At 33.2% G+C, this 12,678-nt stretch carries 14 protein-coding genes; all 14 read right to left on the reverse strand.

What is annotated here, in order from left to right:
* Window positions 1-317: 317 nt before the first annotated feature.
* Entirely contained in the window at window positions 318-1,406 is a 1,089-nt protein-coding gene (locus VBY68_RS00435) for a serine hydrolase domain-containing protein (protein ID WP_415268518.1), read from the reverse strand.
* A 70-nt stretch (window positions 1,407-1,476) separates the two neighbouring features.
* Window positions 1,477-2,055, reverse strand: a complete 579-nt coding sequence (locus VBY68_RS00440; RefSeq protein ID WP_415268519.1) for an NAD(P)H-dependent oxidoreductase — start codon at window positions 2,053-2,055, stop codon at window positions 1,477-1,479.
* 5 nt (window positions 2,056-2,060) lie between these two features.
* Window positions 2,061-2,402: a hypothetical protein gene (locus tag VBY68_RS00445; protein WP_415268520.1), complete on the reverse strand. Its 342-nt coding sequence runs from the start codon at window positions 2,400-2,402 to the stop codon at window positions 2,061-2,063.
* 58 nt (window positions 2,403-2,460) lie between these two features.
* On the reverse strand, window positions 2,461-3,042 hold the full coding sequence (locus VBY68_RS00450) for a Crp/Fnr family transcriptional regulator (RefSeq protein WP_121147565.1): 582 nt from the start codon (window positions 3,040-3,042) through the stop codon (window positions 2,461-2,463).
* A 76-nt stretch (window positions 3,043-3,118) separates the two neighbouring features.
* On the reverse strand, window positions 3,119-3,850 hold the full coding sequence (locus tag VBY68_RS00455; RefSeq protein ID WP_415268521.1) for a GNAT family N-acetyltransferase: 732 nt from the start codon (window positions 3,848-3,850) through the stop codon (window positions 3,119-3,121).
* Entirely contained in the window at window positions 3,847-4,296 is a 450-nt protein-coding gene (locus tag VBY68_RS00460) for a DMT family transporter (RefSeq protein WP_121147563.1), read from the reverse strand. The genes VBY68_RS00455 and VBY68_RS00460 overlap by 4 nt, the downstream gene beginning before the upstream one ends.
* A 51-nt stretch (window positions 4,297-4,347) precedes the next feature.
* Window positions 4,348-4,950, reverse strand: a complete 603-nt coding sequence (locus tag VBY68_RS00465; RefSeq protein WP_415268522.1) for a Crp/Fnr family transcriptional regulator — start codon at window positions 4,948-4,950, stop codon at window positions 4,348-4,350.
* Between the two features lie 15 nt (window positions 4,951-4,965).
* A complete protein-coding gene (locus VBY68_RS00470) occupies window positions 4,966-5,910 on the reverse strand; it encodes an XdhC family protein (RefSeq protein WP_415268523.1) in 945 nt (314 codons plus the stop codon).
* 6 nt (window positions 5,911-5,916) lie between these two features.
* Window positions 5,917-6,291, reverse strand: a complete 375-nt coding sequence (locus VBY68_RS00475) for a hypothetical protein (RefSeq protein ID WP_201796508.1) — start codon at window positions 6,289-6,291, stop codon at window positions 5,917-5,919.
* Window positions 6,292-6,416: 125 nt separating this feature from the next.
* Window positions 6,417-6,992, reverse strand: coding sequence for a GNAT family N-acetyltransferase (locus VBY68_RS00480; RefSeq protein ID WP_124590200.1), 576 nt, complete (start codon window positions 6,990-6,992; stop codon window positions 6,417-6,419).
* A gap of 1 nt (window position 6,993) precedes the next feature.
* Window positions 6,994-9,246 carry a xanthine dehydrogenase molybdopterin binding subunit gene (locus VBY68_RS00485; RefSeq protein WP_415268524.1) on the reverse strand — a complete coding sequence of 751 codons (2,253 nt, stop codon included), beginning with the start codon at window positions 9,244-9,246 and terminating at the stop codon, window positions 6,994-6,996.
* Window positions 9,247-9,254: 8 nt separating this feature from the next.
* A complete protein-coding gene (locus tag VBY68_RS00490) occupies window positions 9,255-10,652 on the reverse strand; it encodes an FAD binding domain-containing protein (RefSeq protein WP_415268525.1) in 1,398 nt (465 codons plus the stop codon).
* Window positions 10,653-10,796: 144 nt separating this feature from the next.
* Window positions 10,797-11,567: a zinc ribbon domain-containing protein gene (locus VBY68_RS00495; protein WP_099213818.1), complete on the reverse strand. Its 771-nt coding sequence runs from the start codon at window positions 11,565-11,567 to the stop codon at window positions 10,797-10,799.
* 3 nt (window positions 11,568-11,570) lie between these two features.
* Complete coding sequence (locus VBY68_RS00500) at window positions 11,571-12,665, reverse strand: Nif3-like dinuclear metal center hexameric protein (RefSeq protein WP_415268526.1); 1,095 nt, start codon at window positions 12,663-12,665, stop codon at window positions 11,571-11,573.
* Between the last annotated feature and the right edge of the window lie 13 nt (window positions 12,666-12,678).

Below are 12,678 nucleotides of genomic sequence, written 5' to 3' on the forward strand. Positions count from 1 at the left end.
AAGCCTAATCAGGTCAACACACGAAGCCTAATCAGGTCAACACACGAAGCCTAATCAGGTCAACACACGAAGCCTAATCAGGTCAACACACGAAGCCTAATCAGGTCAACACACGAAGCCTAATCAGGTCAACACACGAAGCCTAAGGAAAGTGATACCATACACCTAAGGGGAACGATGCTTCCCACCTAAGGGGAGTGATACCAAACAATAAAAAGATAAAATATCGTATTGTGTAGAAAAATGTTAGTTAGTATGTTAAATGTATAATCTTGGTTTTAAGAAGCAAGAGTATGTATAGTACTACACAAAGTATTTTACTCACTTTCAAGTATTATAGTTGCAATTTGTGAGTTAATCTGATTTGGTCTAATAGTCCAGTTTAAAGCACCGTTAGTTAATAAAATAACTGTAATATTTTGATTGGTTTTTTCGTTCCAGTAATGTCTGAAAGAGGAAATACCAGCTCCTCCATGTCCAACCATTCTATAACCATCTTGAAGTCTGTAAGACTCCCAACCTAATCCAAAATAGCCATCTTTTCCATTTTTTAACTTTACAGGTGTCCAAGCTTTTTCGAGTTGTTCTTTTGTGATGATTTTTTCTTTCTGAATAGCTTGAAACCATTTAACTAAATCATCTATTGAGATATTTAAACCAGCACCAGCATACATAGGAGAAGAATAATTTAGAGGAAACATTTCTAAACTTCCATTTCTTTTTTGGTAGCAAGTAACCCTATTAGGAATAACTTTTTTAAACCCACCGTACTTAGCTGTACTTAAATTGAACTTGTCGAAATATTCAGTTTGCATATAGGATTCAAAATCCTGATTTACTAATTTTTCAATTATAGCACGAACTAGTAAAAAACCTGTTGCGTTATATTTTGACTCCGTTCCTGGCTTAGAACTAAATGGTTTGTCTCTAAGAGCATCAATAACACTTTTTTCACTATCAGGAGCTAAATAGATTTGATAATCTATTTGGTCTGGAATACCAGAAGTATGAGATAATAATTGTTTGAGAGTTAATTTTTTCCAAGACTCAGGTAAGTCGTTTCTATTAGGAAGAAAATCTTCTAAAGTTTCATTTACATCTCGTTTATGAATGCTTAATAATTTATGAAGTGCAATTGAACTAAATAATTTGGATATTGAAGCAACAGGGAAAGACTTATCTATAGTCATAGGTACTTTAAGTTGCGCATGTGCTAAACCAAATGATTTTTTGTGTACTACTTTATTATCAATAAGTATTACATAGTTTAACCCAATAATATTTAGGCTATCTATGGTGCTTTCTAAATAGGCATCAGTTTTACTATAAACACTTTTGTCATTTTTTTGAGCATAAGATTTACCTATTAAACAAGTAATTAGTAATAGTTGTAAAATTAGTTTCATTAGTTCTGTTTTTTTCAATGACAGATGAGATTCGAAATTGTTACAGTTTATAAAAAATAACAGTTATTTTTTATTTGTTCATTGTTCCAAGAGTTGCTACTTTTTTCAACCATTTACTTCTAAACTTTTCTTTTGAGAGTCTTATAGGACCAATAGTAGTAATTCGCACTTTTTTTATTCCTATATAGTTTAATGTTAGTTTTTTAATCGCATTATGACTCGGGCTTCTATATATCCACTTATAGTACCAAGCAGGTTGATCTAACGTACAAATTATTCTGGCTGTTTTTCCTGTAAAACATTTATCCCACCATAAAGAGTTTTCTTTTTTATTAAAAGCAAAGCCAGGGAGTAAAACCCGATCTAAAAAACCTTTCATAATTGCAGGTACAGAACCCCACCAAATAGGGTATACCAATACTAAGTGGTCTGCCCACTTTAGTTTTTCTTGTGTTTCTAATAAGTCAGGTTCAAGTTCTGTTCGTTTTCGATAGCCAAATTGAAGGTTAGGGTTAAAGTTTAATTCTCGGATGTTGATTTCCTGTATTTCAGCAGTCGATTTCTTAGCACCTGTTTTATAAGCTTCAGAAAGGGCGTAATTAAAACTTTCCTTGTCTGGGTGTCCGTTTATAATGAGTATTTTCTTCATTTATCTTAAAAAATAGGTTTTAATGTTGCTTCAAATTGAGAACTTGTTAAGTTTTCTGTTTTAAAAAACTTATACAGTATAAAACAGGTAGGTATTGTTAAGAAGATTGTGCAAATTAAAAAAGTGCTGAGGCTACAAAAAATGCCTAAAATTTGGGTGCTAGCTTCTCCTATATAAGAAGCGATATTGTTTTGCGGATTATTAAAGTAAATATGAACCGACAAGGCATACTCATAAAACCGAACTGAAGTTTCGTAGATTAACCAAGCGGGATAAAACCACTTTCTAATAGGTTCCCACCATTTTCCCCAGATTGACTTTAGTTGTTGTTTGTTGTTATCTTCCATTGTTATTGTATTTGTTAGCAAAATTGCTGTAAATGGAAGGCTTATCATTTGATATAAATCAAATTCGTTTTTTGGGGTTTCTTATCCTGCTCAACGTTTCAAGAGTTATTCCTAAATAAGAGGCAATATGTGTAAGGGGAATTCTGTTGGTTATAAAAGGATAAATACTTAGCAGGTGTTTATACCTTTCTTCTGCTTTGTTGAATTGAATGGTGTATAATCGTTCGCAAAGCCCTAACATGGTTTCAGTGACTATCTTACTAATTAAGCGTTCAAAGTCGTGATGCTTTTGAGAAAGCTTATCAACCGTATCTTTTGAAAATTCCAAAACGGTTGAATCTTCAATAAATTCAACATAATGCGGACTTGGTTCATTGCTGAAAAAGCTAACGATGGAAGCCATAAACTGATTTTCGAAAGTAAACCAATCAGAAATGTCTTTACCATCTTTTAAGTAATATGCTCTTGAACATCCTTGTACAATGAAAAAGACTTTTTTAGAGAATTGCCCTTCTCGTACAACAATGTCTCCTTTTTTATATACACAAACTTTTGAACTGGCAATTAATTCTTGTTGACACTCAGTAGATAGCGGAGTGTATGTTTTCTCAATTGTTTTAAAGACTTCTTTATAATTCATCCTTTCTCATTAGTAGCTTCAAACCTACTATTTTTTTACCAAGTTCAAAAGTTATGTGTGTTAATATGCTGTACTTTTAAGAAGGATTGACAATACCATAATTTTTCATTAAAAAGTCTAAAGAAAACCCTAATTTTAAATACATTTCTTTTGCCATTTCAGAGGCTTGTAATGTAGCTAAGGATAAGTTGTTGTCAATAGCTTTATTCAATGTCTGGCGCATAATTTCGGTAGCAAAACCTTGTTTTCTTTTTTCAGGTATAATACCCAAACTATGTAAGCCGGCAACAGTATTAGTAGTGTATAAAATTACGGTTCCAACAAGTTCTTGTTCAAAAGAAACAAGATAGTAGGGTATGGTTTCTTTGGTTTTTAAAATGATTGCTGTGTTTATTTCGTAACCAAAAGCTTTAAAAAAGGCATTGCTCCAAACATCAGCTTCTTCTGTGTTTTCTACTCTTTTAAAATTGATGTGTCTTTGAGTTTCAAACTTTTCTTTTAGTTCTAAACTCATTCCGTATTGAGTTGACTTTAACTGGAGTTTATCGTCAAGCTCCATATTGTTTTCTTGATTGGGAAGTGTAAAGTAAGAAAATGTATAACGGTTGTCTTTACTAATCATTTGCTTTTGTATCTCCTTTAGCTGATTCTCAGAAGGAGATAGGTTGGTCCAAATTCTATTAGGCCATTGAGCGTTTTGTATATAAGCGCTTTCAAAAAATGTTTCTTTATGGTAACCTTGGTATGGAGCCGCAGCAGACTTCCATAAAGAGGTTAAGTTGTTTATGTTTGATACTACTTTTTTCATTTTGAGTTGATTAAAATAATACTAATTGCCATGAAAACAATTCCAATACACTTTTTGGTAGTTATAGGTTCAACAGGCAAGTTTAACCAACCAAATTTTCCTGCGAATAACGAAAAAACCAATTGACCACATAGACCAAAAGCAATCATTTTTGAAATACCTAGCTTTGGTATGGTGTAAAAATAAAGAGAAATACCAATCATGCTAAAAAGTCCGCCAATAAACCATAAATACCAAGGTACTTGTTGCGCTATAGTTAGTTGAATACTTTCTTCTTTGAATAGAAATATAAATAAGCATCCAAAAATAGCGCTGGCTATAGAAGTGGCTATAACAGCAATAACAGGTTGTTTTACAATAGTACCTAGTTGCGTGTTAAATCCTGCTTGAATAGCTAGTGATACTCCACCAATAAAGGCCAAAAAGTATATAAAGAATATTTTCATACTGCAAAGATGGAAAGGAAATAAAACCTTTTTATTTACATATGTTGATTGCTACATACTTTTTTTAATGCTTTTACGAATTCGGCTTAATTGAGTGGGAGTAATACCTAAATGAGAGGCAATATAGTGTAATGGTATTCTATTTTCTATATTAGGGTTAGCGTTTACAAAATCAAGATACCGTTCTTTGGCTTCTTTTAAAACAATGTCAATTTCTCGTTTCTCTTTGTCAATTACCCAGTTTTTTTCAAGATAAGCAATATAGAAGTTTTGCAAGTCTTGGTTTTCTCTAATAAGTTGCCTGTATACATCATACGGAAAGCTAATAACTGTAGAATCCTCTATAACTTCTAGAGAAAATTGAGAAGGTGTGTTGGTAAGTGATGATACTACAGAACCTATAAAACTACCTGATAAAAAGATGTTTTTATGATATACCGTACCGTTTTTATGTAAAAAGCAAGAAACTACTGCGCCTTTGTATAGCACGTGTATGTGTTTTGACACCTTTCCGAAGGGTAATAAAGAAGCTCCCTTTTTTAAATCGTGCACTTTTGCAGCTGAAAACAAAGAAGAAACAGAGTCGTCACTCACCGTAGCATAACGATTAAAAACACTTGCTAAAAAGGCTTTATATTCATTTGGTTGATCCATTACTCTTTATACGGTTTAAGTGTTTTTTATTTGTATGATTTGGGCCGCAATACTTACCGCTATTTCCTCAGGGGTTTCACTTTTTATAGAAAGTCCAATAGGTGCATGTACTTTACTCAATTCTTCTTGAGTAAATCCTTCGTTTTGCAGAACTTCCCACATCGTTTGCAACTTTGCTTTGCTACCCAAAACACCTAAAAAGTGATAGTTATTTTTAAGGAGCTTACTCAATACCAACTTGTCATCAGTATATTTATTGGTCATAATAGCTACATAGCTTGAAGAAGATTCTTCTATGTAGTTTTCAATATCATTATAATCAATAACCTGTTTTTTATGAGCAGTTTGGTTGTTTTCTAATGTGTTGAGGTTTTCTCTATTATCAAAAACAATAACATAGAAACCTAGCTTTACAAAAAGTTCAGAAACAGCAACACCTACATGTCCACCACCAACAATGTACAAGGTTTCTTTAAAACCGATATGTTCTTTAAAATACCAATCTTCTTTCGAGTTGATGTCATACTCAAACTGACTTTCTAGAATATCAGGAGTAAAATCAAATAGGGTAGAAGATAAGTGTAAAGTTCCTTTTTTACCCTGCTGTAAAGAAGAAATAATGGTTGATATTATTGAGCGATGCTTAGTGTCTAAGCAATGAAAGGCAACCGTTTGTTCACCAGAACAAATCATACCCGAACCATGTTTGATATTTCCTTTATGAATTTGTTTTTTGCTAAACGTTGGTGGATTCTCTTGTTGTAGTAGTTGTTTGGCTTCTTCAACAAGCGCAAATTCCATAACACCACCACCTATAGAACCGTAAATAAAACCATCTTCAGTAATTAACATTTTAAAACCTTTTCGACCAGGAGAACTACCAAGGTTTTCAATTACCGTTAGTAGGTATACCTTTTGCCTATTTTGAAGTTTTGTATATAACTGTTGCCAAAATTCCATAAAAGTCTAATTAAAAATGGTTTCGCTTAGTGCATAATAAATAGCCATAAGAGCTGAGAATATAGCACTTGCTAAAAAACGCCAATCGAGTTTTACTTTATTTTGAATGATAAAATTAGCGATAAACGAAATAGGAATGTTTACCAAAAATGACCAACAAGCAACAATGAATAAGTTACTAGTTATTTGGTCAAAATTTCCAGAAAATAACTTGATAAACAGCAAATGTCTAAAAATCCAAAGCGGATTAAAGTAAGCAATGGCTAATATTGTTTTTGCGAGTGTTCTTCTTAGTCCGCTATTGTTAGCTGTTTTTCTCTCTATCCAATTAAAATAATTAGGGATTTCAAGAGCATAAACAGTAGCCCCAATAAATACCATTCCGAGGAGTCTGTATAAGGAAAACTCGTTTAGTAAAAGGGATGCAATGGTATCTCCAATGCTATAAATTAAGGCACCCCTAAATATATTTTGTTTGGTGTATTGTAGTTTGATACTCTTCTTATTTATTTTGAATTAAAATCTGATTTTAATAGCGAATAAATCTCGCTATCTAAAAACATTCCATTGTAAAAATAGTTCTCTCTAAAATAGGCTTCTTTTTGAAACCCTAGTTTTAAAAGAATACTTCTTGAGTTTTGGTTTTTAGGATTTATATTAGCTTCTAAGCTATTAAGATTGAAGGTATGAAAAGCAAAGTGAATTAAGGTTTTCATAGCTTCTTTCATATATCCTTTTCCCCAATAATCAGGGCTCAACACATAGCCTATTTCACCTCTAAAATTTTGCTTGTCTAATTTCCAAATTCCAAAATCACCAATAAGTTTGTTATTTTCCTTGTTGATGATAGCCCAAGTAATTCCGTTTTTATCTTTAAAAGCTTGTTGAATGAGTTCTATTCTTTTTTCAATGTCTTGTGGAGATTGAGGCGTGTCAGAATCTAAATACTCACAAACTTTTGGGTGAGTTCTAATATTAAATAATTCTGAAGCATCTGTCTTTGTATATTCACTAAATAAAAGTCTGTCACTTTCTAATTCAGGAAACGTATCAAAAACACATTCATTTATTGTGTATGTCATTTTATTTTTCATACAATCCCATTAATACTTTTTCGGGTGTAAAAGGAGCGTGGAATTTTAATTTATAATTAGGGTTAAAGGTTTTAACGGCTTGTTGAATGGCAAAATATGTTCCGATACCATACATTAAAGGAGGTTCGCCAACAGCTTTCGACTTTTTAATAGCCATATGATTTCCTGCTGTTTTTAACGGAATGGTTTCTACTGTTTTGGGAGCTGAAAAAATATCAGGTACCTTGTAAGTAGATAACGCATTCGAAAGCAAGCGCCCATCATTGTTATAGGCAATTTCCTCTAAGGTCATCCAGCCAATTCCTTGTGCTAAAGCACCTTCAACTTGCCCTAAATCAATTCCCATATTCATACTTTTACCAAAGTCGTGTACAATTTTTACACTGTCAATTTCATAATTACCACGGACACAATCTACAGTAACCGTTGTGATGGCAGTACCATACACATGGTAGGCAAACGGATGTCCTTTTTCTTTGGTCTTGTCAAAATGAATTACAGGAGTAGCATAATGGGCATTTTCAGACAATGCTACACGACGCAGCATCGCTTCAGCAATTAAAGCTTCCCATGTTAACTCTGACTTATGATCATTTGTAAAAACAAAATTCTCTTTGAAGGAGATGTTTTTTTCTTCGGAAGAAAGCATATCAGCGGCAACTTTTGTTAGTCGTTCAACTAACGAATTACAAGCCATTTCAACTGCTTTTCCGTTGAGGTCGGCAGTAGAACTCGCAGCAGAAGGTGAGGTGTTGGCAACACGCGTAGTGTTAGTTGTTTCCAGTTTCACCTTATCTGCCGAAATTCCTAAAACACTTTGTGCTACTTGCAACATTTTAGTGTTTACACTTTGTCCCATTTCCACGGCAGCTGTAGAGACGCCAACACTTCCATCTTGATAAATATGTATCAATGCACGTGCATGATTCATTGGGGTATTGGTAAATGAAATACCAAAAGCGATAGGCATTAATGAAATACCTTTTTTGTAACGGTCATTCTTACTGTTAAAATCGGCAACTTCTTGCTCTAATTTTTCAAGTTGATATTGTTCTTTTGCACTAAACCATGAGTTTTGTGCTTGTACTTCGGTAGCAATTTGCCCATAAGAAAACTCATCATTTTCAGCTAATAGATTGGCTTCTTGAATTTCTCTTTTGTTAATGCCTATTTTATCAGCGGCATCGGCAATAGCACTTTCAATGACAAACATACCTTGCGGACCACCAAATCCACGAAAAGCCGTGTTAGGTGGTAAGTTGGTTTTACAGCTATACACTGTGGTATGTACATTGGGAACAAAGTAACTATTGGTAGCATGAAACAAAGTTCTCTCTGCAATTGCAGGAGATAAATCAGCTGCAGCGCCAGAGTTTTGCAAGAACTCCGCCTCAAAAGCTTTTATTTTTAGGTCTTTTGTTAACCCTATTTTATAGAATGATGAATACGGATGGCGTTTTCCTGTCATACGTAAATCATCATGTCGATTTAACATATATTTTACTGGACGATTCAAATGTTGTACTGCAACAGCAGCCATTACCGCCCATGGAGTAGCTTGATCTTCTTTTCCACCAAAACCACCACCTAAACGAATTACATCTACCTCAATTTTATGCATTGGGATACCCAACACTTTCGAAGCTGTTTTTTGTACAGCAGTAGGTCCTTGCGTGGAGGAAGTAATTTTTATATTTCCGTTTTCTTGCGGAACTGCATAACAACCTTGTGTTTCTAGATATAAATGTTCTTGTCCGTTAGAAAAAGTTTCGCCCTCAAACACATATTCACATTCGCTAAATGCGTTTTGAGTATTTCCTAAGTTAAATGAGCGAGGAGCATTGATAAAACTTCCTTTTTCTTTGGCTTCTTTAGCAGTTGTAATAACAGGAAGCTCTTCAATATCTATGGTAATTAAAGCTCGAGCTTTTTTAGCAATCGCTTCACTTTTAGCTACGATAAAAGCAATAGGTTGTCCCCAAAAATGTACTTCATCTTCTGCCCATAAAGGTTCATCAGGAATAATACCACCAATTTGATTTTCTCCTAAAACATCTTTATAGGTAAATATTTTTACAACTCCGTCTAATGCTTCGGCTTTAGAGTAGTCTACCGATTTGATTTTTCCGTGTGCTTTTGGCGAATCAAAAACCAATCCGAATAAGGTGTCTTGGCGTAGCATTAAATCGTCAACGAATAACGATTCTCCTCTAACATGTGTAAAACTGTCTATGTTCTTCATCGTTTTCATTAGGCAATTAGTTTTTTAAGTTCAACTTGGTTAGGGAATAGCTCTAAAAAGTGAGCAAAAAATAACTGTCTTGCCAACAATCGCTTATAGTCAGCAGCTCCACGAACGTCGCTGATAGGAGAAATTTCTGATTGTAAAATAGCTTCTGCTTCTCTGATGATTTCAGAATTGATTACTTTTCCTACTAAAAAGGCATTGGTTTTGTATAAATACTTCGGAATTGCAGCTACACCTCCTAAAGAAAAATGTGCATCTGTAATTATATTATTTTTTAGTGTAATTCTTCCTGCGGAATTTACACTAGCAATGTCTAAATGTGTTCGCTTGCTTACTTTTTCGAAATTAAAATTGTCTTCTGCCTGAGGAACTTTAAATGTTATGGACTGTAAGATTTCGCCTTCTTGTAAATCATATGTTTTGTAGTCTTGATGAAACTTTTGAAACGGAATTTGTCGCGTGTTTCCATCTTCTTTTTGAATGGTTAACGTTGAGTTTAATGCTAAAAAGAAAATAGACATATCGCCAATAGGAGAGGCATTTACAAAGTTACCTCCAATAGTTCCCATATTTCTGATTTGCTCAGAAGAAACAAGTTTTAAAAATTGCTTGAGTTTAGGGAAAAGGGTTTGCAGTTGTTTACTTTCTGCAATTTCGGTAACGGTTGTATTAGCACCCAGTGTACAAAATCCTTCAGTAAAAGATATTTCTTTTAAAGCGTTTTTATCGGTTAATAAATGTACATCTTCTTCAGCCATTTTATCTGCATGCTGTACATATATATCGGTTCCGTTGGCTACTTTTATACCTGTTTTTTCAAAGGTTTTTGGTTGTAATTGAGCTAATTTTTCTGGAATAGTTACAAAATAATTAGGAATAAAACCTTCCTTGATTAACCAGTCGATTTGTTGGTTGTTATCTTTTTGTTGCAGTTTTTGTTCTATTTCAAAACCTGCTTTTTCAATTGATTTATAACCTGTACAACGACAAATATTTCCACTAATAGCATCGTTACATGAGGTTGTTTGCTTGTCGTCAAGAGCATAACCAGTCATAGAAACTACAAAACCAGGGGTACAAAACCCACACTGAGTAGCATAATTGTCAGTCATCGCTTTTTGAACAGTGTTTAGTTCTTTGGGTAAATTAATTCCTTCTACCGTAACAATATGCTTTCCGTTAGCATTTCCTAAGGGAGAAATACAAGAAGTTATACTTTGGTAACTAAGTTTATTATCTTTTAATTCACCAATTAAAACAGTACAAGCTCCACAATCGCCTTCACGACATCCTATTTTTGTGCCTTTTAATTGTTGATGTTCTCGAATAAAGTCGAGTAAGGTAATACCAGCGTTTGCTGTAGTTTTTATTACCTGATTATTTAATATAAATTGTATCATAAGCAGAATGCAAGATACGAAAATGTAACGTTAGGTGAAAAGCGAGGGGCTTTGATTTTTAATTGTTACTAATTTTAGAATTAAAACTTATAGCAATAAAAAAGCCTCCAATTTGGAGGCTTTGTATATATTTTAAGAAAAATATTAAGCAAATAAGCTGTCAATTTTTTCTTTTTCTTCTTGTGCTAAAGCTGGATCGACTAAAATACGACCACTGTGCTCATCAATTGTAATTTTTTTACGGTTAGCAATTTCTAATTGCACTTGTGGAGGAATAGTAAAGAAAGAACCTCCAGCAGCTCCACGTTCAATAGCAACAACTGCTAATCCGTTTCTTACTTTAGTTCTAATTCTTTTATAAGCAGTCAATAAATGTCTGTCGATAGATTGTGAAAATTCTTCAGACTTTTCTTTTAATAATTGCTCTTCTTTTTCAGTTTCCTTTAAGATAGCATCTAATTCACCTTTTTTGTGAGCTAAATGTGCTTCTTGTTGAGCTAATTTTTCTTTGGTATTATCAATAACCTCTTTCTTTTGAGAAATCTTAGCTTTGTATTCTTTAATTCTCTTTTCAGATAATTGAATTTCTAATTCTTGATACTCAATTTCTTTAGATAAAGAGTCGAACTCACGGTTATTACGAACATTTTTTTGTTGTTCTTCGTACTTAGTAATTAAGTTTTTAGATTCTTCAATAGCTAACTTTTTGTTACTAATATCAGTTTCTAAATTTTTAACATCCTCAGCTAAATTAGAAAGTCTTTTGTTTAATCCGGCAACTTCATCTTCTAAATCTTCAACTTCTAAAGGTAATTCACCGCGAACGTTTCTAATCTCGTCAATTCTAGAATCGATTAACTGTAAATCGTATAACGCTCTTAATTTTTCTTCTACCGTTACTTCTTTTTTTGCCATCTGTTAAATATAGTGTATTGGATTTGTACTCTTTTCGCTTAAAATAATTGCAAAAGTACTAATTTTTTTGCTAAGATAATCAACTAAAAGGTTTTTTGTAAACTGCTCGCTTTCATAATGTCCTACATCTGCAAGTAATATTCTTTTTTCTGCTTTAAAAAATTCATGATATTTAAAATCTGCACTAATGTAAGCATCTGCTCCTGCTCGCATCGCGTTTTTAATAGCAAAACTTCCTGAACCTCCTAATACAGCTACCTTTTTAATAGGTTTGTCAAGTAGTTCAGAATGTCTAACACAGCCTGTTTTAAATGTTTTTTTTACAAATAATAAAAAATCTTTTTCATTCATTGCTGATGGAAGTTCTCCAATCATGCCCATACCCACATGTTGATTTTGATTGTCTAAGGTTATAACTTCATAGGCAACTTCTTCATACGGATGATTCTTAAACAATGCTGAGAGTATTTTTCCTTCTAAAAAAGAATCGAAAGTAACCGTAATACAGGTTTCTTTTTCAAACATGAGTTCCCCTTTTTCACCTATAGTAGGGTTAGAGTTCTCATTTCCTTTGTAGCTTCCTTTTCCTTCTGTATTAAAAGAGCAGTTGTCATAATTACCAATGTTTCCTGCACCTGCTTCAAATAATTTGTTACGAAGGTTATCAGCATTTTGATAAGGAACATACGTTGTTAGTTTTTTGATGATTCCTTTTTTAGGAATGAGTGTTTTCATGTTTTCCAATCCTAAAACTTCTCCCATTTTTGCTGAGACACCATTATTTACATTGTCTAATGCAGTATGAGTAGCATAAATAGCAATGTTATTTTGAATAGCTTTTAATACGACACGTTCTACATAATTGTTGCCGTTAATCTTTTTTAATCCGCTAAATACAATGGGATGAAAACTTACAATAAGATTACAGTTATTAGCAATTGCTTCATCTACAGTTTCTTCAAGGGTATCTAGTGTAACTAAAACTCCTGTAACTTTAGTACTGTAATTACCTATTAATAAACCAACATTGTCAAAATCTTCGGCATACGAGAGTGGTGCCAGTTGTTCAATATAGTTGGTGACGTCTTTTATTTGCATTTGGGTACGTTTT

The sequence above is a fragment of the Tenacibaculum ascidiaceicola genome, assembly GCF_047470925.1.
In the GTDB taxonomy this organism is placed as follows: domain Bacteria; phylum Bacteroidota; class Bacteroidia; order Flavobacteriales; family Flavobacteriaceae; genus Polaribacter; species Polaribacter discolor.